Origin of the sequence: Actinacidiphila acidipaludis, from assembly GCF_019890725.1 — a bacterium.
GTDB classification, from domain to species: Bacteria; Actinomycetota; Actinomycetes; order Streptomycetales; family Streptomycetaceae; genus Actinacidiphila; species Actinacidiphila acidipaludis.
Genome location: NZ_JAINZZ010000006.1, coordinates 222,255 through 243,346, shown reverse-complemented (window position 1 = coordinate 243,346; position 21,092 = coordinate 222,255). Strand labels below are relative to the sequence as shown.

19 protein-coding genes, 2 tRNA genes and 1 pseudogene are annotated in these 21,092 nt (G+C 73.0%); 11 read left to right on the top strand and 11 right to left on the bottom strand.

The features are described 5' to 3' along the window. Positions 1-225: 225 nt before the first annotated feature. Positions 226-825: a subtilase-type protease inhibitor gene (locus tag K7862_RS08220; RefSeq protein WP_262412808.1), complete on the bottom strand. Its 600-nt coding sequence runs from the start codon at positions 823-825 to the stop codon at positions 226-228. Positions 826-1,016: 191 nt separating this feature from the next. Between K7862_RS08220 and K7862_RS08215 the strand changes: the two genes are divergently transcribed. The 4 genes from K7862_RS08215 to K7862_RS08200 all read left to right on the top strand — a co-directional run bounded on the left by K7862_RS08215 (position 1,017) and on the right by K7862_RS08200 (position 3,013). Further along, a tRNA-Ser gene (locus K7862_RS08215) sits at positions 1,017-1,110 on the top strand. Between the two features lie 179 nt (positions 1,111-1,289). Further along, positions 1,290-1,362 (top strand) — tRNA-Arg (locus tag K7862_RS08210). A gap of 152 nt (positions 1,363-1,514) precedes the next feature. Further along, entirely contained in the window at positions 1,515-1,736 is a 222-nt protein-coding gene (locus K7862_RS08205) for a hypothetical protein (protein ID WP_222961757.1), read from the top strand. A gap of 407 nt (positions 1,737-2,143) precedes the next feature. Further along, complete coding sequence (locus K7862_RS08200; protein ID WP_222961756.1) at positions 2,144-3,013, top strand: hypothetical protein; 870 nt, start codon at positions 2,144-2,146, stop codon at positions 3,011-3,013. Between the two features lie 253 nt (positions 3,014-3,266). On the opposite strand, the gene K7862_RS08195 is transcribed toward K7862_RS08200, so the two are convergent. Beyond that, positions 3,267-4,679 (bottom strand): MFS transporter, encoded by a 1,413-nt coding sequence (locus K7862_RS08195; RefSeq protein ID WP_222961755.1) that lies wholly within the window; start codon positions 4,677-4,679, stop codon positions 3,267-3,269. A 100-nt stretch (positions 4,680-4,779) separates the two neighbouring features. Beyond that, entirely contained in the window at positions 4,780-5,256 is a 477-nt protein-coding gene (locus K7862_RS08190; protein ID WP_222961754.1) for a hypothetical protein, read from the bottom strand. A 217-nt stretch (positions 5,257-5,473) separates the two neighbouring features. Between K7862_RS08190 and K7862_RS08185 the strand changes: the two genes are divergently transcribed. Then, entirely contained in the window at positions 5,474-5,914 is a 441-nt protein-coding gene (locus tag K7862_RS08185; protein WP_222961753.1) for a GNAT family N-acetyltransferase, read from the top strand. 603 nt (positions 5,915-6,517) lie between these two features. Next, positions 6,518-7,078: a DinB family protein gene (locus tag K7862_RS08180; RefSeq protein WP_222961752.1), complete on the top strand. Its 561-nt coding sequence runs from the start codon at positions 6,518-6,520 to the stop codon at positions 7,076-7,078. Positions 7,079-7,092: 14 nt separating this feature from the next. On the opposite strand, the gene K7862_RS08175 is transcribed toward K7862_RS08180, so the two are convergent. Then, complete coding sequence (locus tag K7862_RS08175) at positions 7,093-7,986, bottom strand: MEDS and STAS domain-containing protein (protein ID WP_222961751.1); 894 nt, start codon at positions 7,984-7,986, stop codon at positions 7,093-7,095. A 362-nt stretch (positions 7,987-8,348) separates the two neighbouring features. Between K7862_RS08175 and K7862_RS08170 the strand changes: the two genes are divergently transcribed. From K7862_RS08170 to K7862_RS08155, 4 genes are read left to right on the top strand one after another with little or no spacing between them, the layout of a single operon-like run. Beyond that, positions 8,349-9,179, top strand: coding sequence for a response regulator transcription factor (locus tag K7862_RS08170; protein ID WP_262412807.1), 831 nt, complete (start codon positions 8,349-8,351; stop codon positions 9,177-9,179). Next, positions 9,176-10,702, top strand: a complete 1,527-nt coding sequence (locus K7862_RS08165) for a HAMP domain-containing sensor histidine kinase (protein ID WP_222961750.1) — start codon at positions 9,176-9,178, stop codon at positions 10,700-10,702. The genes K7862_RS08170 and K7862_RS08165 overlap by 4 nt, the downstream gene beginning before the upstream one ends. A gap of 25 nt (positions 10,703-10,727) precedes the next feature. Beyond that, a complete protein-coding gene (locus K7862_RS08160) occupies positions 10,728-12,026 on the top strand; it encodes a bifunctional glycosyltransferase family 2/GtrA family protein (protein ID WP_222961749.1) in 1,299 nt (432 codons plus the stop codon). Beyond that, on the top strand, positions 12,023-14,353 hold the full coding sequence (locus K7862_RS08155) for a glycosyltransferase family 39 protein (protein WP_222961748.1): 2,331 nt from the start codon (positions 12,023-12,025) through the stop codon (positions 14,351-14,353). The genes K7862_RS08160 and K7862_RS08155 overlap by 4 nt, the downstream gene beginning before the upstream one ends. A gap of 211 nt (positions 14,354-14,564) precedes the next feature. Here the strand turns inward: K7862_RS08155 and K7862_RS08150 are convergent, their stop codons facing one another. From K7862_RS08150 to K7862_RS08140, 3 genes and pseudogenes are all read right to left on the bottom strand, one after another. Further along, positions 14,565-15,026 (bottom strand): PPOX class F420-dependent oxidoreductase, encoded by a 462-nt coding sequence (locus tag K7862_RS08150; protein WP_222961747.1) that lies wholly within the window; start codon positions 15,024-15,026, stop codon positions 14,565-14,567. A 204-nt stretch (positions 15,027-15,230) separates the two neighbouring features. Beyond that, positions 15,231-16,739 (bottom strand): annotated as a pseudogene (locus K7862_RS08145) (MDR family MFS transporter); the annotation flags it as partial. A 271-nt stretch (positions 16,740-17,010) separates the two neighbouring features. Continuing rightward, positions 17,011-17,946 (bottom strand): aldo/keto reductase, encoded by a 936-nt coding sequence (locus K7862_RS08140; protein WP_222961746.1) that lies wholly within the window; start codon positions 17,944-17,946, stop codon positions 17,011-17,013. Between the two features lie 60 nt (positions 17,947-18,006). Here K7862_RS08140 and K7862_RS08135 point away from each other — a divergent pair, with 60 nt between their 5' ends. Next, positions 18,007-18,204, top strand: a complete 198-nt coding sequence (locus K7862_RS08135) for a hypothetical protein (protein ID WP_222961745.1) — start codon at positions 18,007-18,009, stop codon at positions 18,202-18,204. A gap of 163 nt (positions 18,205-18,367) precedes the next feature. Here K7862_RS08135 and K7862_RS08130 read toward each other — a convergent pair whose 3' ends face one another. From K7862_RS08130 to K7862_RS08115, 4 genes are all read right to left on the bottom strand, one after another. Then, on the bottom strand, positions 18,368-19,207 hold the full coding sequence (locus K7862_RS08130) for an RNA polymerase sigma factor SigF (RefSeq protein ID WP_222961744.1): 840 nt from the start codon (positions 19,205-19,207) through the stop codon (positions 18,368-18,370). A gap of 167 nt (positions 19,208-19,374) precedes the next feature. After that, positions 19,375-20,202, bottom strand: a complete 828-nt coding sequence (locus tag K7862_RS08125) for an RNA polymerase sigma factor SigF (protein WP_222961743.1) — start codon at positions 20,200-20,202, stop codon at positions 19,375-19,377. A 391-nt stretch (positions 20,203-20,593) separates the two neighbouring features. Next, positions 20,594-20,887, bottom strand: a complete 294-nt coding sequence (locus tag K7862_RS08120) for a Dabb family protein (RefSeq protein ID WP_222961742.1) — start codon at positions 20,885-20,887, stop codon at positions 20,594-20,596. Between the two features lie 30 nt (positions 20,888-20,917). Further along, on the bottom strand, positions 20,918-21,082 hold the full coding sequence (locus K7862_RS08115) for a hypothetical protein (protein WP_222961741.1): 165 nt from the start codon (positions 21,080-21,082) through the stop codon (positions 20,918-20,920). Between the last annotated feature and the right edge of the window lie 10 nt (positions 21,083-21,092).

Here is a 21,092-nt window from a genome sequence, read left to right as displayed (position 1 = left end):
AACCGCGCTGCCCGGGCTGCCCCGCGCGCGTCCTTCGTGAACGACTCACGCGGCGCGGTCGGCTGTCGTCACGGGCGCCCCATCTTGCCGTCGCCACCGGGTCGTGTCACTAGACCGAGTGTACGTGTCGGGTCTCCCGGGGGTGGCTCGGATACCCATGTGGCGTTGTGGGCCCAGGGGTTGAGGGTTGTACGGGACCGGTGTGGCGTGCGTCACGAGTGCCGTTCAGCCGACCAGCGGGCCGGGCTGCGCCGCAGGTCCGGGGGCGGGAAGCGCCGGCACCATGCGGTTCCAGCGGGCGACTTCGCAGCCGTTGGTCCGGCGGTAGGTCTCGTCGACCGCGCGCCCGTCCCAGCTGCCCGTCACCTCGGCCTGCTCCGGGCCGCCGTAGATCATCGGGCAGGCCTGGTCGCCGGCCACCGCCGGCACGGGGCCGCCGATGCGCTCGAGCTGGGCGCAGGCCGGGCCGCCGCTGAACCGCGTGCAGGTCAGACGGTAGACGCGGGTGTGCCCCGCGCCGTCGTCGTAGGAGACGGCCAGCCGGTCCGGGACCATGCGGGGCAGGCCCATGGCGTGGGCGGGCGGGGCGGCCAGCGGGGTCACGGAGAGGGCCGCGGCGAGGGCGGTGGCCGCCGCGGTGAAGGCGAGGACCAGCGCGGGGCGGACGGCGGGGCGGCGGGTTTTGTGCGGGGCGCGGGGAGAAACGGTGTGCCGGGCGTGGCGCGGGTCTCCGGGGGCGCCGGCGCCCGGGGAAGTGGGTCGGGGAGCGCTGTGGCCGGCGCTCTGGGTGAGGCTGCGGACGGCGCTTGAGACGGTACGGGTCATTCCGCTTCCCTACCGTCCGGGGTGGTCCGGCCCCCGGGACTCACCCCTTCGTGGGCGCGGCGGACGCGCCGCCGGAGGCGAACCCCTTTGCCCTGCCCAGGCGCGGCCTTGTACCGTATTCTCGGATTGGTCGCAGCCCGCCCGGCTGTGCCATCATTCCCTACGCGCCCGCTCACCCGGGCACGTACCCAGGAGGCGTCGCCTAGTCCGGTCTATGGCGCCGCACTGCTAATGCGGTTTGGGCTTTACCGTCCATCGAGGGTTCAAATCCCTCCGCCTCCGCCAGCATCAGGAGCCCCGCCGACCCCGTCGGCGGGGCTCCTGCCATTGAGCCGCCGACACCCCTCATCTCGGCGTTTCCGCAGGTCATACGGCCTGTGCGATATGGATTTCGCCTCCCGCGCCACCTCATGTAATGTTGTCCACGCAACGCCGACCGGCCCACCACCCGGAACGCAAGCCCCGCACTCGTAGCTCAACGGATAGAGCATCTGACTACGGATCAGAAGGTTGCAGGTTCGAATCCTGCCGAGTGCACAGAGCCGAGAGGCCCCCGGAGAGATCCGGGGGCCTCTCGCGTTGTGCGGCCGGCTTCTCCGGACCCGGGTCCGTGCCGCGGCCGCGGTCCCGCCCGGTCGACTGTGCCGACGGCCACACCGGACGCGAGAGGTCTGGGCTCATACTGAGTCATGACAAAGCCCGCTGCACCGAGACGTCATCTGCCTACCAGCCCCTTCAAGGCCCCCGCCACGCCGGCTCCCAAGGACTTCGCCGTGAGCGATCAGGTCACCCACGACGTGTACGGCCTCGGCCGGGTGATCGCCATCGAGGACGGAGTCGCCGCGCTCGTGGACTTCGGCTCGGCGCGCATGCGGATCCTGAGCCCGTACGCCAAGATGACCAAGCTGTAGGACCACCGTGCCCGGTCACGGCAGACCGGGCACCCGCAGGGTCCCGTGACGAAGGAGACCTCCCATCGACTCGACCTCGCTGTTCTCCGCGCTGGAAGGGCAACCCCGCCGTTCCTCCGCGGCCCCGCCGCCTCCGCAGACCGACCTCTTCCAGGCCCCGGACTTCGGCTGGGAGGAGACGCTCCAGCCCGAGGAGGCGGACGACGCCGAAGGCCCCGCCTTCGGCATCCCCGGCTGAGCTCCCGGCGGGCGGCGGTCACGGGAGGCCGAGGGAGGTCGAGCGGAGGGGCCGGGGGTCCGGAGGAGCCGGCTCCTCTTGACGCTCGGCTCTTCCACCGGGAAGTCGGCCGCGAGCATGATGGCCGCAGGCGCCCGGGTCTCTCGACGCGGCGCCGAGGGGGTGGGGCATGCGTGGGGTGCCGTCAGGAGAAGCGGCCGGGGAAGCCGGTGAACCCGACGGGCCTCACGGGTCCGACGGGTCCGGCGAGGCCGACGAGTCCGACGACTCCGGCAAGGACAGCGCTGCGCACGGGTCCGGCGCCGAGGACCTGACGGACGATCCGGCCGCGCCCTCCTACGCCGACCTCGTCGCGGCCGCCGGGGCCCAGTGGGCCGCCGCGGGCTGGGACCCCCGGAAGGTCCGGCCCGAGCGGGATGTGCGCGAGGTCCCGTGGTGGCGCGTACGCAGTCTCAGGACCGCTCCGCTGACCGCGTCCGTGGTCGCCTTCCTCTTCGTCGTCGCGGCGTCCACGGGCGGTGCGTTCGCCGACTGGGGCAGCGGCCGGAGCCTGTGGGGCCTGGCCCTGACCGTCCTGATCGCCACCGGGATCGCGCACGAGATCTTCCAGGGCGTGCGCAACGGCGCCGCGCTGGCCCGCGCCGCCCGGTCACCTTTCGCGGAGATCCGCCGCTACGTGACCGTGTGGCACGCGGGTTCGGGCAGCCTGTGCATGGCGCTGTTCCCCCGGGACTGCGGCCAAGAGGACGTCCCCGAGGCGCTGCTGCACCTGTCCTCGGGGCTGGTCGCCGGCCGCCGGCACGGGTATCCCGCCGTGCCCGTGGGGGAGACCGAACTGCACAGCGACCCCGATCGGCCGGACCTCGTCGTCCCCTGGTGCGCGGGCCGGCCGGTCTGGACGTCCGCCTCCCTCGTCACCGTGGACCTCGCCGATCCCGACATCCGGGAGGGGCTGCGGGGATTGACGTCCCCCGCCGCCGGTCCGGTGCGCGGGAGCCTCGGCCGACGCGTCGCCGCATGGATCTTCCTGCGCCGGTGACCGCGATCCCGCGGGAGGGCCAACCCCCGCCCCACGAAAGCCGAGTTGATGCCGACTCCCGTGCATGAGAAGGCGACGTGGGGTCAGAAGAGAAGCGAGCCGGGACGGGCCGCTGTTCATGGGCGGATGTGCGGTCCGCCCCGGACTTTCCGTGGTGGGAACTGGCAGGTCGCAGGGCTGGCGGCTCACCAGCCCTGCGGCTGTTCCACCACCAGGCCCGCGCAGCCGCCCTGATGGCGGGGGCGTGAGCCCGTCACCGCCCCCGCGCGGGAACACACCGCCACGCCAGGCCCGCCGCGGCCAGGTACCCGAGCGCCCCGATGGCCATGCTGGTGCGCACCCCGCTGGAGAAGTCGGTCGCCGTGGCGAGCAGACTGCCGCCGAGCGCGACGCCGGTGGCGCTGCCGATCTGCCGCGTGGTGTTGAACAGCGCCGAGGCGGCGCCGGAGTACGCCGCCGGGGCCGCACCCATCACGGTGGCCGTGGTACCGGTGAGGGCGAAGGACGTCCCGAAGCCCGCCGCCATCATGGGCGCCACGAGCAGCGGATACGCGGCGTCCGCCCCCGCCGCGGCCCACCCGGCCAGTCCCAGCGCGGCGACGAGCATGCCCGAGACCACCAGCGGGCGGTCGCCGGTGCGGCGGGCCAGCCGTCCGGACAGGACGGAGGCGAACATCGTCACCGCCACCGCCGGGAACAGGGCGAGACCGGTGCGCAGGGCGCTGAAGCCGCGCTGGTGCTGGAACTCCAGGCTGGCCGTGAACACCATGCCGTAGAAACCGAAGTTGAAGAGCAGACCGATGACGGCGCCGCCGCTCATCGCGCGGGAGCGCAGCACGCTCGGCGGCAGGACGGGCGAGCGGGCCAGCCGCTCGCGGACGGCGAAGGCCGCTGCCGCCGCCACCGCCAGGCCCAGCCCGGCGAGCACGGCGGGGTCCGACCAGCCGCGCCGCCCGGCCTCGTTGAGCGACGCGGTCAGCAGCGCGACCGCCAGCACGACCGTGCACTGCGCGGGCCAGTCCAGGGCCCGGTCGGCGCGCCGGGGCGAACGGTCCACGTGACGCAGGGTCAGCGCCAGGCAGGCCGCGCCGACGGGCAGGTTGATGAGGAACACCCAGCGCCAGCCGAGGGTGGAGACGAGCAGGCCGCCCAGCAGCGGGCCGGCGGACGCCGCGATGCCGGCCATCGAGCCCCACAGGCCGAAGGCCCGCGAGCGGGCGGCCGGCGCGGGGTAGGCCTGCTGGAGCAGGGCCAGCGACCCGGGCACGATCAGCGCCGCGCCGAGCCCCTCCACCAGCCGGGCCACGACGAGGAAGGGGGCGTTCGGCGCGAGCGCGCAGGCCGCCGACGACGCGGTGAACACCGCGACGCCCGAGCAGAAGACGCGGCGGTTGCCCAGCCGGTCACCCAGCGCGCCGCCGGTCAGCAGGAGCCCGGCGAAGACCAGGGTGTATCCGTCGGTGATCCACTGGATGCCGGTCAGGGAGGCCGACAGGTCCCGGCCGATGACGGGGACGGCGACGTTGATGATCGTCACGTCCAGGATCACCATGAAGTACCCGGCGCACACCGCCAGCAGCGGCGCCCACGACCGTCCCCCGGGCGCCCGGCCCTCCCGGGGCGGGATCCTCGACGCGCCCCCGCCGGCCGACTCCGCGAACGCCACGGCCCCGACTCCCTCTCATCCGCGGAGACACGCCACCGAAGGCCACGATAAGGGTCGAAAGGGGCGCGTTCGGGGAGCTGTGCGTCCGTCGTCGCCGGCGCTACGGAAAGGCGCCGCCGACGGCACTGACCAGAGCGGTCAGGAGGGCGGCGGCGAGCAGGCCGCCGACGGTGAGCCAGGCGGGCCGGAAGGCGGCGCGGGCGGTCGCGGAACTCACGCCCAGGACGGCCGTGCCGGCCATCGCCAGACCGAGGAACGCCACCGCCAGCCAGCCGCTGAACGCGGCGAAGCCGACCCGGTCGTAGCCGCCGGACGCCTTGCGCTGCACGGGCAGCGTCGAGCCCGGCGACAGGGACTGCGACATCCCGGCGTCGCGGTCGACGACCTTCCCGTCGTCGGAGCGGAACGTTCCCTCGCAGCGGGTGTGCCGGGTCTTGCCGAAGCCCTCCTCCGTGCAGAGCAGGACGGTCAGCCGGCCCGGGGTGCCCTGCCAGCGGGCCGCGTACGCCATGTTCACGCCGCCGGTGACGAGGGCGTCGACGCCGCCGCCGAGCAGGACGACGGCGACCAGGACCACGGCCGCCAGGGCTCCCCTGCGGGACCTGGGTGCCCACGAGGGCTTCCGCGGCTTGCGGAGCGGCGTCCTGGAACGCGCGCGGGAGCGCAGCACGGGCGGTCCCCCTTCGTACCCGCTGGACGATCGGCCTGCGCAGGTTACTCCGGTGGGGGCGGGCGGCGGGCCGGCCGGGCTTATCCCGTTGACCGCCCGGCGCGGCGAACGCTTCGATGGGGTGATGCCCGACCTCCGCATCGAACGCGCCCACGGCGACGACCAGTTGCGCGACTGGCAGTACGTCCACAACCTGATCGTCCCGCCGGATCCGCTGTCGCTGGACGACGTCCGTGAACGCAGCCGGCGCAACCTGCTCGACGTGGCGTACGCCGGGGAGCGGCTGGTGGGGTGCATGACCGTGCGGGCGCCGGAGGGGGAGGAGGCGATGGTCGTGGTCATCGCCCGGGTGCTGCCGGAGTTCCGGGGGCGCGGGTACGGAGGGGCGTTGTACGCGCGGGGGCTGGAGCAGGCGGAAGCGCTGGGCGCGGGCGTGGTCGAGACGGTGGTGCTGGGGTCCAACCCCGAGGGGTTGCGGTTCGCCCTGGCCCAGGGCTTCGTGGAGACCGAACGCTATGTGCTGCCCGGCGGCACCGTGCCGTACATCGGCCTGCGGCTGCGCTGAACGGCTTCCGGGGTGCCCCGAGGTCTTGTTGGCCGCCCTCCGCCCGGTGGGTGGCTTGTCGCGTTGGGGGCACCTCCCGGACGAAGTCTGGGGGACCCCGCGCCCCTGATCACGTGCCGTTGTCCGTCTGTTGGGGGCAGTCCGGAAGCGTCTCCTCGGACTGTGCATGGCGGGTTCTTCCGCCCGTTGACCCGGGCGGATGCACATTCCTGCGGGGAGCGCTTCCTCCCCACCCCCTGGCAGTGATAAGTGGCCCCAGAGGGTGTGCCGGGGTACCGCCGTACTGCCCCCAACGTGCGGACGTACGGCACGTGATCAGGGGCGCGGGGAACTGCGCGAACAGCCACAGCGAACCGGTGGACGGCGACGGGGCCCGGGGGCACCCCGGAAGCCGGGCCCGGGGGCACCCCGGAGGCCGAAGGGGGCGCGACCCTGTCCACGGTTCAGGACCTCCGTTCCGCGGCTCGGAACTGATCCACGGGGCCGGGCCCCAGCCGAGAAGACAGGTCGGCGATGCGGACGGAAGCTGACCGCAAGACCTCATAGCTTGGGTGATGTCGGCGCGGGCGAAAGATCCCGCTGAGCAAAGGAAGAGGTGGCGTGATGCCGAGTCTGGTCGAGGCGGCAGCCGGTGAGCGGGAGTCCCTGCTGGCGTTCCTGGAGGCGCAGCGCGGTGGCCTGCGGCGGGCCGTGCGCGGCCTGACCGACGAGCAGGCGGCCGCGCGGCCCAGCGTCAGCGCGATGACCCTCGGCGGCCTGGTGAAGCACGCGGCGCACGTCGAGCACCACTGGATCCAGGAAGTCCTGATGCAGCGCGTTCCGCAGCCCGGCGGCGACGACGACCTCGCGACCCGCAGCGCCGGCTGGGAGGACGAGTTCCGGCTGCTCCCCGACGAGACGCTCGCGGGCGTCCTCGCCGAGTTCGAGGAGGTCGCCCGGCAGACCACCGAGGCCGTCGCCGCCCTGCCGGACCTGGACATGGTCGTCCCGCTGCCCGAGGCCCCCTGGTTCCCCAAGGGCGCCCAGCGCAGCGCCCGTTGGATCCTGATGCACCTGGTCGAGGAGCAGGCCCGGCACGCCGGGCACGCGGACATCATCCGTGAATCGCTCGACGGCGCCGTCGCCTTCCAGCTCCTCGCCGAGGAGCAGCGCGAACAGGCCTGACGGGCGGCCGGGCGTCAGCCCGCGGACCCGCCGGCGTCCCGTCCGGGCACCCGGATACTCAGGGTCACGCCCGCCGGCGGATTCCGCAGCCCGCAGATGCGCAGGAGCCGGGCCTGCGCGTCCGTGCACTCCAGTACCACCGGCAGGCCGCCCGTACCCCCCAGCCGCGCCAACTCCCGTGCGCAGTGGGCGTCGAGGATGGCCAGGCCCGTCAGATCGATCACGCCCCGATCCGTTTCGCGTACGGCGAGTTCGAACGCACCGCGGGTGGCCAGGTCGGCGTCCCCGGCCAGGCGCAGAACACCGCCCTCCCGTACCGCGTGCAGCGTGCCGGGGGTTGCGGGCACCACGGACAGCGGGTGGACGCCGAGCAGTGGCTCCAACTGCTCGGCCGGGAAGGCCCGGTGGTCGTACTCGCACAGCGCGGTGCAGCCGAGTTCCGCGAACAGCGTTGTCAGGCCCAGCTCGTACGTGCGCAGCTCCTCGGGATCGACCCCGGGGCCGGCCGCCCAGGCCATCTCACCGGCCGCGCGCAGGCCGGTGAAACCGCGGGACCGCGCGTCGTCCGCGGCCCGCACCCAATGACCGGCACGGGCCGCGGCGTCGAAGCCGCGGGCCGTGTCGTATCCGGGGGAGTCGCGCACCACCGCGAGACGGCCCTCGGCCGCCGCCTGCCGGGCGGGCAGGTCGTACGCCTCCAGCGCGTCCAGGGCCTTCGGGACGTCGGTGTCCGGGCCGGTGAACAGCAGAACGCGTTCGCCGCGGGCCAGCCCCCCGGCGGCGAAGGCGGCCCGCACCGCCCAGGGCTGCCCGGGAGCGTCGTACGGCAGGCAGGCGTGATCGCCCGGTGCGAGGCGCTCGACGGCGACCGCCCGGGGGGTCCGCGCACCGCCGGCCCGTCCAGCCATGGCCACGACCGTACGCCCGGGTGACACCCCCCACGCCCCGCCGACCACTTCTCCCCCGCCCTTGCCCACCCCCGATCACCCCTGTCCGCCCCGCACCTCTTTTCCGCCCCCTTCCGAGCGACTGGCGGAGTGGCCGCGCCACCAGAAACCGAGCAAGCGCCGCCGAGGACGCGGGGTCCCCCAGGCTCCGCCCGGGAGGTGTCCCCAGCGCGAACAACCACGCCCGTCACACGGCAACGGCGCCCCGGGTCACCCCGGACCCCACCCCCGGGCGCGCCAACCCCCGCCGAGCCGACCTGATTCTCAGACGATTCACAGAAACGCCCCATGCTCCTTTCATAGCCACCCCACAGGCTTGCCGCATGGCAACCACCTCCCCGATGACCACGCCCCACCCCTCGGCCCCCGCCGACCCCGCGGCCGTCCAGGCCCAGGCGACGGCGGCCCAGGCCCAGGTCCCCCAGACCACCGCGGCAGCGGAACTCGCCCGGCCCGACGGCTCCCCCGTCCGCGTCCTCGTCGTCGACGACGAAGCCCCCCTCGCCGACCTCCTCTCGATGGCCCTGCGCTACGAGGGCTGGCAGGTCCTCACCGAGTCCGACGGCACCAGCGCCCTGCGCGCGGCGCGCGAGTCGCGGCCGGACGCGGTCGTGCTCGACGTGATGCTGCCGGACATGGACGGCCTGGAGGTGCTGGCCCGGCTGCGCCGGGAGACCCCGGACGTGCCGGTCCTCTTCCTGACGGCCAAGGACGCCGTCGAGGACCGCATCGCCGGCCTGACCGCGGGCGGTGACGACTACGTGACGAAGCCGTTCAGCCTGGAGGAGGTCGTGGCGCGCCTGCGCGGCCTGCTGCGGCGCTCCGGCGCGGCGGCGGTGCGCAACGAGTCGCTGCTGGTCGTCGGCGACCTGGTGCTCAACGAGGACAGCCACGAGGTCAGCCGCGGCGGCGACAACATCCACCTGACCGCGACCGAGTTCGAGCTGCTGCGCTACCTGATGCGCAATCCGCGCCGCGTGCTCAGCAAGGCGCAGATACTGGACCGCGTCTGGTCCTACGACTTCGGCGGCCAGGCCAACGTCGTCGAGCTCTACATCTCCTACCTGCGGCGGAAGATCGACGCCGGCCGCTCCCCGATGATCCACACCCGGCGCGGCGCGGGGTATCTGATCAAGCCGGGGGAGCCGGCGTGACGCGGACGCGGCCTGCGCCGCGGCGCCGCTGGTCGCTGCGCCGGCGCCTGGTCGCGTCCTGTGTCGTCCTGGTCGCCGTGGTGTGCTCGGTGATCGGGGCGGTGACGATATTCGCGCTGCACGACTTCCTGTACGGGCAGCTCGACGCCAAGGTGCAGGACGTCGCGGTGCGCGCCTCCGGGCCGCACGGCCCCGAGCGGGGCCCGCTGCCGCACGACAGGGATCTTCCGCCGTTCCCCTTCCTCGCCGGGGGCGGCCAGGAAGGCGAGACGGTCGGCGCTCTCGTCAGCGCGACCGGAACCGTCACCCAGGCCGCGGTCAGCGCGGCCGACTCCACCGACGGCCAGCTCGAGGCGAAGGACCTGACCTCCGCCCAGGCCGCGGCGTTCGCGGACGTGCCGCGCGACGGCAGCCCGCACACGCTGGCCATACCGGGCCTGGGCACCTACCGGGTGGAGTCGGCGATGCCGGGGTCCGACGGCACGACCGTGATCGTCGGCATGAGCACCGCGGGCGTCGAGGACACCCTGTCCACCCTGATGTGGGTCGAGGTGTCGGTCACGGCCGCCGGACTCGTCGCCGCCGGGCTGGCGGGCGCCGCGCTCATGCGGATCGCGCTGGAGCCGCTGCGCCGGCTCGCCGCGACCGCGACCCGGGTGTCCGAACTGCCCCTGCACCGCGGTGAGGTGGCGCTGCACGAACGCGTCCCGGACGCGGACGCCGATCCGCGGACCGAGGTCGGCGAGGTCGGCGCGGCCCTCAACCGCATGCTCGGGCACGTCGGTTCGGCCCTGCACGCCCGCCAGGAGAGCGAGACGCGGGTGCGGCAGTTCGTCGCCGACGCCAGTCACGAGCTGCGCACGCCGCTCGCGTCCATCCGCGGCTACGCCGAACTCACGCGCCGCGGGCGGGAGCCGGCCGGTCCCGACACCCGGCACGCGCTGGGCCGCATCGAGTCCGAGGCGGACCGGATGACGACGCTGGTGGAGGACCTGCTGCTGCTCGCCCGGCTCGATGCCGGCCGCCCCCTCAGCTTCGACGAGACCGATCTGTCGCCGCTCGTGGTCGACGCGGTCAGCGACGCCCGCGCGGCGGGTCGCGACCACCACTGGCGGCTCGACCTGCCCGACCGGCCGGTCTGCGTGCACGGCGACGCCCAGCGCCTCCAGCAGGTCCTCGCCAACCTGCTGGCCAACGCCCGCACCCACACACCGCCGGGCACGACCGTCACCGCGCGCGTGGCCACGCCCCGCCGCGGCGAGGTGCTGCTCCAGGTCGAGGACGACGGTCCGGGCATCCCCGAGGACCTCGAACGGCGCGTGTTCGAGCGGTTCGCGCGCGGCGACACCTCGCGGTCGAGGGCGGCCGGCAGCACCGGTCTGGGCCTGGCGATCGTGCAGTCGGTGGTGGCCGCGCACGGCGGCCGGGTGACCGTGGACAGCGCCCCCGGACGCACCGTGTTCAGCGTCACCCTTCCGCCCGCACTCTCACAGCCCGTCCCCAGCCTCACCACATCGTCATGACAGGGCGGTTGCCGAGGGTCGTGGCATGCGAACCCCACTCGGCACCCTGCCCGCCCGGCAGCACCTGCCGGTCATGGCCGCAGACCCTGACCACGCGGCGGGCGCACCCGTGCTCGACGTCGTCATCCCCGTGTTCAACGAGGAGGACGATCTCGAGCCGTGTGTCCGCCGGCTGCACGCACACCTGTCGGGCACCTTTCCCTACCCGTTCCGGATCACCGTCGCCGACAACGCCAGCACCGACCTGACACCCGCGGTCGCCAAGGCGCTGGCCGCGGAGCTGCCGGAGGTCGAGTCCTTCCGCCTGGAGCAGAAGGGCCGCGGACGCGCCCTGCGCACGGTGTGGACGGCGTCCGACGCGCCGGTCCTGGCGTACATGGACGTGGACCTGTCCACCGACCTCAACGCCCTGCTGCCGCTGGTCGCGCCGCTGATCTCCGGCCACTCCGACCTGGCCATCGGCTCCCGGCTGTCGCGCTCCTCGCGCGTGGTGCGCGGCGCCAAGCGGGAGTTCATCTCCCGCGCCTACAACCTGATCCTGCGCGGCTCGCTGGCCGCCCGCTTCTCCGACGCGCAGTGCGGCTTCAAGGCCATCAGGGCCGACGTCGCGCAGCACCTGCTGCCGATGGTCGAGGACACCGGCTGGTTCTTCGACACCGAGATGCTGGTGCTCGCCGAACGTGCGGGCCTGCGCATCCACGAGGTGCCGGTCGACTGGGTCGACGACCCCGACAGCAGCGTCGACCTGGTCCGCACCGCCACCGACGACCTGCGCGGCGTGTGGCGGGTCGGCCGCGCGCTGGCCACCGGCCGGCTGGCCCTGGACCGGCTGCGCCGCCCGTTCGGCGACGACCCGCGCGACCGCGACCTGTCCGACGTCCCGCCGGGGCTGGCCCGGCAGCTCGTCGGCTTCTGCGTGGTGGGCGCGCTGAGCACCCTGGTCTACCTGGGCCTGTACGTGCTGTTCCGGCTCGGGATGGGCGCCCAGCCCGCCAACGCCCTCGCGCTGCTGCTGTCGGCGCTGGGCAACACCGCGGCCAACCGCCGCCTGACCTTCGGCGTGCGCGGCCGGGACCGCGCGGTGCGCCACCAGGCCCAGGGTCTGGTGGTGTTCGGCATCGGCCTGGCTCTGACCAGCGGCTCGCTGGCCGCCCTCCACACGGCCAGCGCCCGGCCCGGGCACGGCACCGAACTGGCCGCGCTGATCGCCGCGAACCTGGCGGCGACGGTCCTGCGGTTCCTGCTCTTCCGCGCCTGGGTCTTTCCGGACCGGACGCCCGCGGCCCCCGGCGAACCCGCCCCCGATCTGAGGAGTGCGCGATGACCGCGCCGAGCAACACCCCGCCCCCCGGGCACCTTCCGGCCCAGGCCTTCCAGGCCCCGCCCCCGGACGCACCCGTGCCCGGACAGGACGCGGCCGGGCGGGACGGCGCAGGCCCGGTCGTGCCCGCGGCGCCGCACGGCGTTCCCGCGACCGGGCTCCAGGAGAGGGGTGTCCCCGGCGCCGGCCTCCCCGAGCGGCCGGCCTCCCGCGCCGGGCGCCTGTGGCGCGGACGGCCGGAGGACCCGGCGTGGGCCCGGCCGGCGTTCCTGGCCCTGCTGCTGGGCACGCTCGTGCTCTACCTGTGGGACCTGAGCGCGTCCGGCTACGCCAACTCCTTCTACTCCGCGGCCGTCCAGGCCGGCAGCCAGAGCTGGAAGGCGTTCTTCTTCGGTTCCTCCGACGCGGCGAACGCCATCACCGTGGACAAGCCGCCGGCCGCGCTGTGGCCGATGGCCCTGTCGGTACGGCTGTTCGGGCTCGGCTCCTGGCAGATCCTGGTGCCCGAGGCGCTGATGGGCGTCGCGACCGTGGGCGTGCTGTACGCGGCGGTCCGCCGCCGGTTCAGCGCCGGCGCCGGACTGCTGGCCGGCGCGGTGCTCGCGGTGACCCCGGTGGCCGCGCTGATGTTCCGGTTCAACAACCCCGACGCGCTGCTGGCCCTGCTGATGGTGCTGGCCGTGTACTGCGTGCTGCGCGCGCTGGAGGGGGCCAGGACCCGGTGGCTGGTGCTGGCGGGCGCGGTGTTCGGCCTGGCGTTCCTCACCAAGACCCTGCAGGCGTGGCTGATCGTGCCGCCGCTGGCCGTGGTCTACGCGGTGTGCGCCCCGGCCCGGCTGCCCCGGCGCCTGCTCCAACTGCTGTACGCCGGGCTGGCGATGGTGCCGGCCGGCGGCTGGTGGGTGGCGATCGTCGAGCTGTGGCCGGCGTCCTCCCGCCCGTACATCGGCGGTTCGCAGGACAACAGCTTCCTGTCGCTGACCTTCGGCTACAACGGCTTCGGCCGCATCACCGGCAACGAGACCGGCAGCGTCGGCGGCGGCGGTGGCCCGGGCGGCGGCGGCCAGTGGGGCGCGACGGGTATCGGCCGGCTCTTCAACTCCGAGATGGGCGGCCAGATCGCCTGGCTGCTGCCCGCGGCCTTCCTGTGCCTGGTCGTCGGCCTGGTCCTCACCCGGCGGGCCCGCCGAGCGGACACCGCACGGGCCGCGTTCCTGCTGTGGGGCGGCGCCCTGATGATGACGTTCACGACGTTCAGCTTCATGTCCGGGATCTTCCACCAGTACTACAACATCGCCCTCGCGCCCTACATCGCGGCGCTCGTCGGCATGGCCGCGAGCATGCTGTGGCAGCGGCGCACCCACCCGGCGGCGGCCGTCACCATGGCGGTGGCCGTCGTGGGGACGAGCCTGTGGTCGGCGGACCTGCTCGGCCGGTCCACCGACTGGCACCCGTGGCTGCGGACCGCGGTGGTCGTGGCCGGTGTGGCCGCGGCGGCCGCGCTGCTCGCCGCCGCGTGGCCCGGCCGGGTGCCAGCCCGCATCGGAACGGTCGGGGCGGTCGCCGGACTGGCGGCGGCCCTGGGCGGGCCGGTCGCCTACACGCTGGACACCATCGGCACGGGACACACCGGGTCGATCGTCACGGCCGGCCCGGCCGTCCAGGGCGGCATGGGCGGATTCCCCGGCGGCGGGGGCCCCGGCGGGGGGCGCGGTGGTTTCGGCGGACGCGGCTTCGGCAACGGTGGCGTCGGGAACGGCGGCCAGGGGATGCCGCAGTTCCCTGGCGGGACGGCCGGGGGGACGACGGGCCAGGGCGGCCAGTTCCCGCAGGGGCAGCCGCCGCAGGGCGGCCAGAACGGGTTTCCCGGGACGACCGGGGGCGGGAACGGCGCCACCGGAGGTGCCGGTCAGGGCCGGACCGGCGGCATGCGCGGCGGCATGGGCGGAGGCGGCGGCATGGGCGGCCTGCTCGACGGCGCGAAGGTCAGTTCGCAGATGACGGAGCTGCTGCGGGCGGACGCCGGCAGGTACACGTGGGTCGCGGCGGCGATCGGCTCGCAGAACCAGGCGAGTTATCAGCTCGCCACGCAGAAGCCGGTGATGGCGATCGGCGGGTTCAACGGGAGTGACCCGTCGCCCACGTTGGCCCAGTTCCAGGAGTACGTGGCCGAGGGGCGGATCCACTACTTCATCGGAGGCGGTGGATTCGGGGGGTCGATGGGGGGGTCCGGGGCGGCGTCCCAGATTTCGTCCTGGGTGCAGGGTCATTACTCGGCCAAGACGGTGGGGTCCACCACGGTGTACGACTTGACGTCGCCCAAGTCTTGACCGCCCTTCGGGGTTCGCCGAACAGGGATGCGGGTTCTTCCTACCCGCGCCCTGTTCGGCTTCGGGGCTGCCCCGCGGGGGTGCGTTGCCGACTGCTGCCTCGTCGTGGTTGTTCGCGCTGGGGGCACCTCCCGGACGAGCAACCACAGGTCGACCGGCAGACGGCAAAGGACCGCAAGGGGCAGGACAAGCCCCGAAGGGGAGGGGGAGGTCAGGCGAGATGAGCGGGGAAGCCGCCGGTGGCAACCGGCCCCCACCTCTCGGGGGTGATCCTGATCAACGACTTACCCTGCCGCAGCATCGCCTCGCGATACTCCGCCCAGTCCGGGTGCTCCCCCGAGATGTTGCGGAAGTACTCCACGAGCGGTTCCACCGCCTCGGGGACGTCCAGGACCTCAGCGGTGCCGTCCACCTGGACCCAGGGCCCGTTCCACTCGTCCGACAGGACGATGACGCTGACCCGCGGGTCCCGCCGCGCGTTCCTCGTCTTGGCCCGTTCGGGGTACGTCGAGACGACGATGCGCCCGGAGTCGTCGACCCCGCACGTCAGCGGGGAGCCCTGGGGCCGGCCGTCCGCCCGGGTGGTGAGCAGGATCGCCCGGTGCCGGGGCCGGACGAAGTCCAGCAGATCGTCGAGGGAGACCGTCGTGTTCGTGGCGATGTTGGAAGCCATGTCCGCACCCTACGTCCCGGGAGCGGACGCCGAACGTAAACAGGTCCCGGCGGACGGCCGCCGGCCGTCCCCTGCCGTGGCCGCCGCCAGGACCCTTCTCCCGTACCGCCCGCCTGGACCTCTCCGCTGCGGGAACAGGCCGGCGGCCGGGAATTCTCACCTCTCGCGGGCCGCCGCGCCCGCGACGTCACCGGACGTCCGGCCTGTACCCGAGGAGACCTGCTGCAAACCGCTTCGGTTGTTCAAGGCAACTTCCTTGACGAAGAGGACGAGCAGGAAGGAGATCAGCGCGAACGGTGCCGCGTAGAGGAACACGTCCCCGACGCCGTGCCCGTAGGCGTTCTCGACGACACCCCGCACCGGCGCGGGCAGCGTCGCCACGTCCGGGATGCCGCCGCCCGTGCCCGCCGCGCCGCTGACGTGGAGGGCGGTCAGGCCCTGGGTGACGAAGTGGGTGACCCGGTTGCCGAGCACCGCGCCGAGCGCCGTGACGCCGACCGCACCGCCGAGCGAGCGGAAGAAGGTCACCAGCGAGCTGGCGGCGCCGAGGTCGGCCGCCGAGACCTGGTTCTGCACGGCGAGTACGAGGTTCTGCATCATCATGCCGATGCCGAGCCCCAGCAGGGCCATGTAGACGGCCACTTCGGTGTACGGGGTGCCGGCGCGGATCATGCCGAGCGTGCCGGTGCCCGCGGTGACCAGCAGGCCGCCCGCGACCAGGAAGCCCTTCCAGCGTCCGGTGCGGGTGATGATCCGCCCGCTGACCATCGAGGACACGAACAGCCCGCCGATGAGCGGAATGGTCATCAGGCCGGACATCGTCGGGGTCTTGCCGCGGGCCAGCTGGAAGTACTGGCTGAGGAAGACCGTCCCGGCGAACATCGCGATGCCGACGAACAGGCTGGCCAGCGAGGTCAGGGTGATGGTCGGGTTGCGGAACAGCCGCAGCGGCACGATCGGTTCGGCCGCCCGGGACTCGGTGAAGAGGAAGATCGCGCCCAGCACCAGGGCCGCGGGCACCATCACGAAGGTCTGCCACGACATCCAGGCGTAGCTCTGGCCGCCGAGCGAGACCCAGATCATCAGCAGCGAGACCGCGGCGGTGATGAAGAAGGCGCCGGTCCAGTCGATCTTCACCTGGCGCTTGACCACCGGCAGGTGCAGCGTCTTCTGCAGCACGACGAGGGCGACGATCGCGAACGGCACGCCGACGTAGAAGCACCAGCGCCACCCCAGCGCGGAGTCGACGATGACGCCGCCGATCAGCGGTCCGCCGACCGTCGCGATGGCGAACGTGGCGCCGAGGTAGCCGCTGTACCGGCCGCGCTGCCGCGGCGAGATCATCGCGGCCATGATCACCTGGGTGAGTGCGGACAGGCCGCCCGCGCCGACGCCCTGCACCAGACGGCAGACGATCAGCAGGCCCGGGCTGGTGGAGAAGCCGGCCACGATCGAGCCGACCACGTAGATCACCAGCGCGAGCTGGATCAGCAGCTTCTTGCTGAACAGGTCGGAGAGCTTGCCCCAGATCGGGGTGGTCGCGGTGACCGCGAGCAGCGAGGCGGTGACGACCCAGGTGTAGGCGCTCTGCCCGCCGCCGATGTCGGCGAGGATCCGGGGAAGCGCGTTGGAGACGATCGTGGACGACAGGATCGCCACGAAGAGCCCGAGCAGCAGGCCCGACAGCGCCTCCATGATCTGGCGGTGGGACATGGGCGCGTCACCGGCTGCCGCCGGTGCCGCGGTGGTCCCGGACTGGGTTCGTATCGACGCCACTGGCCTCGCACACCTCCACTTTAGTTGCCTAAAGCAACTGTAGGTCATGATGGGTGTAGATGCCACTTGCTGTGAGCCGGCTGAGACGAAGCCCACATCGCGGTGGGTTCCCGGGACGGCGGTGGATGGGCCGCACGTGCCACCGCCCGCCCCCGGTGGACGGGGACGGGCGGTCGCGCGGTGACGGCGGACAGGCGTCCGCGGGCGGTCAGGCGGCGGCCGTGAGGACCGCGACCTCCTCCGGGGTGAGCTTCAGGTCGGCGGCCGCGACCAGCGCGGGCAACTGCTCGACCGTGCGGGCGCTGGCGATCGGCGCCACCACGGTCGGCTGGGCGCCGAGCCAGGCCAGCGCCACGGTCGCCGGCTCGGCGCTGTGCGCGGCGGCCACCTCGTCGAGCGCGGCCAGTACGCGGGGCCCGCGCTCCTGTGCGAGGTAGGACGCCGCCTTGCCCTCGCGGGCGCTTCCGACGGCCGTGCCGCCCGGCCGGTACTTGCCGGTGAGGAAGCCGGCGGCCAGGCCGAAGTAGGGAGCCGCCGACAGACCGCGCTCGGCGACCAGGGCGGCCAGCGGGCCCTCGTAGTGCTCGCGCTCGACCAGGTTGTAGTGCGGCTGCAGGATCTCGTAGCGGGTCAGGCCCTCGCGCTCGGCGAAGTCCAGGGAGGCGGCCAGCCGCTCGGCGGAGATGTTGGACGCGCCGAGCGCCCGCACCTTGCCCTCCTTCACCAGGGCGTCCAGCGCGGTGACGATCTCCTCGACCGGGGTGTCCAGGTCGTCGAAGTGCGAGTAGTAGAGGTCGATGTGGTCGGTCCCCAGGCGGCGCAGCGACGCCTCCGCGGCCTTCTTGATCGTGCCGGCCCGCAGGCCCTTGAAGTCCGGGTGGGAGCCGGCCTTGGTGGCGACCACGATGTCGTCGCGGCGGCCGCGGCGGGCAAGCCAGCGGCCGATGATCGTCTCGGACTCGCCCCCGGAGTTGCCGTCGACCCAGGCGGAGTAGACATCCGCGGTGTCCAGGAAGTCGCCGCCCGCCGCCGCGTAGGCGTCCAGGACCGCGAAGGACTGCGCCTCGTCGGCGGTCCATCCGAAGACGTTGCCGCCGAGGGCGAGAGGGAATACGTCGAGATCAGAGTCACCGATGCGTGCCATGAGTCACGCGAACAACCTGGGGGTGCCGGGTATTCCGCATACACGCTAGGGTCAGGCGGCATGGCGAACCACACCCCGAACCCTGACAACAACTACGACCCCGCGGGCAGCACGCAGATGTTCCGCGCCTTCGTGGATGAGCGGCCCCCGGCCGCCGAGGTGCAGCGCGCGGAGACCCGCAGCCGCACCGGACTGATCGTCGGCGTGATCGTCGCACTGGTGGTGATCATCGGAGTGGTCGTCCTCGCGATGAAGTGAGGTCCGCCCTCACTCCGGGCCGAGCCCGACCACTCCTCCCTCCTCACCCCTCTGCGCCGTCGGTCGGGCTTTCTGCTCGCCCCCTCCGCGGACGGCCTCTGGCCCCTCGCCCACCCTCGCGCGGGCAGGATCCCGTCGGCCGGCCACTGCGGGAGCTCGTGCGTCAGCCCTCCGATGTCAGTCCCTCGCGGAGCTGCGCCAGCGTGCGCGTCAGCAGGCGGGAGACGTGCATCTGCGAGATGCCGACCTCCTCGCCGATCTGGGACTGCGTCATGTTCGCGAAGAACCGCAGCATGATGATCTGCCGCTCGCGCGAGGGCAGTTGGGCCAGCAGCGGCTTGAGGGACTCGCGGTACTCCACGCCCTCCAGGGCGGAGTCCTCGTAGCCCAGCCGGTCGGCCAGGCTGCCCTCGCCGCCGTCGTCCTCCGGGGGCGGGGAGTCGAGCGAGCTGGCGGTGTAGGCGTTGCCCACGGCCAGGCCGTCGACCACGTCCTCCTCGGACACCCCCAGGCAGGCGGCGAGTTCGGCGACGGTCGGGGACCGGTCCAGCCGCTGCGAGAGCTCGTCGCTGGCCTTGGTGAGCGCCAGCCGCAGCTCCTGCAGGCGCCGCGGCACGCGGACCGACCACGAGGTGTCGCGGAAGAACCGCTTGACCTCGCCCACGATGGTGGGCATCGCGAACGTCGGGAACTCCACGCCGCGTTCGCAGTCGAAGCGGTCGATCGCCTTGATCAGGCCGATGGTGCCGACCTGGACGATGTCCTCCATCGGCTCGTTGCGGCTGCGGAACCGGGCGGCGGCGTACCGCACAAGGGGCAGGTTCAGCTCGATCAGCGTGTCGCGTACATAGGTGCGTTCCGGGCTGTCCACCGGCAGTTCCGCAAGCCGCAGGAACAGCGAACGGGACAGCGTACGGGTGTCGATGGCCTCGCCGTGAAGAGCGTCGTGCGGTGCGCTTGCGTCGGTACGAAGCACCTTGGGACTGCCCACCTGTACGGACATGCCACCCCCTTGAGGTCGCGGACGGGTGTCGCGAGCGACGGTTGTTCCTCCTCTGGAATACCGGAGGTCCGCCCGCGACAAACGCGGTATCCGCAGAATGTCACATGTCGGCAACGCGCTGTAGCGCCATGTCGACATATCTTCGCAGGTGGCTTAATCCCGGTGGGCTACGCTTCGAGCTGGTTTGCGGACCGCAGCCGGGCGAAGCTGCGGGACAGCAGCCGCGACACGTGCATCTGGGAGACGCCCAGTTCAGCGCTGATCTGTGACTGCGTCAGGTTGCCGAAGTAGCGCAGCAGCAGGATCCGCCGCTCCCGTTCGGGGAGTTGGACGAGAAGATGCCGGACGAGGTCGCGGTGCTCGACGCCGGACAGTGCCGGGTCCTCGTAGCCGAGCCGGTCGAGCAGTCCCGGGGCGCCGTCGCCCTCCTGCGCCGCCTCCAGGGAGGTGGCGTGGTAAGCGCGGCCGGCCTCCAGGCAGGCCAGCACCTCGTCCTCGGAGAGCTTGAGCCGCTCGGCGATCTCGGCGGTCGTGGGGGAGCGGCCATGCAGCACGGTCAGATCCTCGATGGCGCCGCTGACCTGCACCCACAGCTCGTGCAGCCGGCGCGGGACGTGGACGGTCCGCACGTTGTCCCTGAAGTAACGTTTGATCTCCCCGACCACCGTGGGCATCGCGAAGGTCGGGAACTGCACCCCGCGCTCCGGGTCGAACCGGTCGATCGCGTTGATCAGGCCGATGGTGCCGACCTGGACCACGTCCTCCATCGGCTCGTTGCGGCTGCGGAAGCGCGCGGCCGCGTAGCGCACGAGCGGCAGGTTGACCTCGATGAGCGCGGCCCGCACGCGGGCGTGCTCGGGGGTGCCCGGCTCGAGCTCGGTGATCTGTTCGAAGAGCACCTGGGTCAGCGCCCGCGCGTCCGCCGCATTGCTGCTGGGCGCCCGCGTCCTGCCGCGCGGATACGCTGTTGACGCCGTACGGGCCGACACCGGCACACCACACCCCTTATCGGTCCACACAAGCCGGCCGCGGCGGCACGCCGGGCGCGCGCACGGAACCCGGCGGCTTCGAAAGCCGGGTGAACTGCCCAAGCTGAGAAAACGCCGAAAACTGGGAAAAGCAGACATAGCATCACAATTCATGTCCGCCTTGTGCAAGCACCGTATATTGCCGTGTTGTACGAACGCCGCAGGCCGGGCCCACGGCCATCGCCGCACGTCACCGGCGTGGCGGGGGGTACTGCGGGCATGACGGGGCCCCCGGCGCGGAGCTGCGCGGGGGGCCGGTCGTGAGCGGCGGAGTCGCGGCGTCAGGCGGGTGGGCGCGGGGTGCGCGGCCGGGCCGCCGGACCGCGGCCGCCGGGCGCGGGAACACCGCGCGCGTCACTCAGATCTCGTAGTCGGCGATCACCCAGGTGGCGAACTCGCCCCAGGGGGCCACGGCCTCCTGGTGGGCCGGGTGCACCAGATAGCGCTGCAGGGCGTCGGCGTCGGCGACCGAGGAGTTGATCGCGAAGTCGTAGGCGACGGGCCGGTCGGTGATGTTCCAGCCGCACTCCCAGGAGGCGACCTCGGGGATCCTGGGTCCGAGCTCGGCGAACGCCCGGGCGCCGGCGACCACGCGCGGCTCGTCCCGCTCGACGCCCTCGTTGAGCTTGAACAGCACCAGGTGCCGGATCATCGGACTCCTTCTCACCCCGGGCGGGGCTCGCTAGTTGGCCAGGTCGTGCATGAACTGGCCGATGCTCTTGGCGCCGTTGGATATTCCCACGAAGCCCACCTGCACGAGATCGGCGGCTCGGGCGGGCTGGTTGATGATCGTGTAAAGGATGAAGATCGCCACGGCGTACACGGTGATCTTCTTGGCCTGCGCCATGCTCCGCCCC

Excerpts from the sequence above, each read along its gene's own strand:
- K7862_RS08205 (WP_222961757.1), top strand. The coding sequence starts at position 1,515 with ATGACAAAGCCCGCTGCACCGAGACGTCATCTGCCTACCAGCCCCTTC.
- K7862_RS08150 (WP_222961747.1), bottom strand. The coding sequence starts at position 15,026 with ATGGCTTCCAACATCGCCACGAACACGACGGTCTCCCTCGACGATCTG.
- K7862_RS08220 (WP_262412808.1), bottom strand. The coding sequence starts at position 825 with ATGACCCGTACCGTCTCAAGCGCCGTCCGCAGCCTCACCCAGAGCGCC.
- K7862_RS08135 (WP_222961745.1), top strand. The coding sequence starts at position 18,007 with ATGGCGAACCACACCCCGAACCCTGACAACAACTACGACCCCGCGGGC.
- K7862_RS08170 (WP_262412807.1), top strand. The coding sequence starts at position 8,349 with ATGGCAACCACCTCCCCGATGACCACGCCCCACCCCTCGGCCCCCGCC.
- K7862_RS08200 (WP_222961756.1), top strand. The coding sequence starts at position 2,144 with ATGCGTGGGGTGCCGTCAGGAGAAGCGGCCGGGGAAGCCGGTGAACCC.
- K7862_RS08185 (WP_222961753.1), top strand. The coding sequence starts at position 5,474 with ATGCCCGACCTCCGCATCGAACGCGCCCACGGCGACGACCAGTTGCGC.
- K7862_RS08140 (WP_222961746.1), bottom strand. The coding sequence starts at position 17,946 with ATGGCACGCATCGGTGACTCTGATCTCGACGTATTCCCTCTCGCCCTC.
- K7862_RS08155 (WP_222961748.1), top strand. The coding sequence starts at position 12,023 with ATGACCGCGCCGAGCAACACCCCGCCCCCCGGGCACCTTCCGGCCCAG.
- K7862_RS08115 (WP_222961741.1), bottom strand. The coding sequence starts at position 21,082 with ATGGCGCAGGCCAAGAAGATCACCGTGTACGCCGTGGCGATCTTCATC.
- K7862_RS08120 (WP_222961742.1), bottom strand. The coding sequence starts at position 20,887 with ATGATCCGGCACCTGGTGCTGTTCAAGCTCAACGAGGGCGTCGAGCGG.
- K7862_RS08180 (WP_222961752.1), top strand. The coding sequence starts at position 6,518 with ATGCCGAGTCTGGTCGAGGCGGCAGCCGGTGAGCGGGAGTCCCTGCTG.
- K7862_RS08175 (WP_222961751.1), bottom strand. The coding sequence starts at position 7,986 with ATGGCTGGACGGGCCGGCGGTGCGCGGACCCCCCGGGCGGTCGCCGTC.
- K7862_RS08130 (WP_222961744.1), bottom strand. The coding sequence starts at position 19,207 with ATGTCCGTACAGGTGGGCAGTCCCAAGGTGCTTCGTACCGACGCAAGC.
- K7862_RS08160 (WP_222961749.1), top strand. The coding sequence starts at position 10,728 with ATGCGAACCCCACTCGGCACCCTGCCCGCCCGGCAGCACCTGCCGGTC.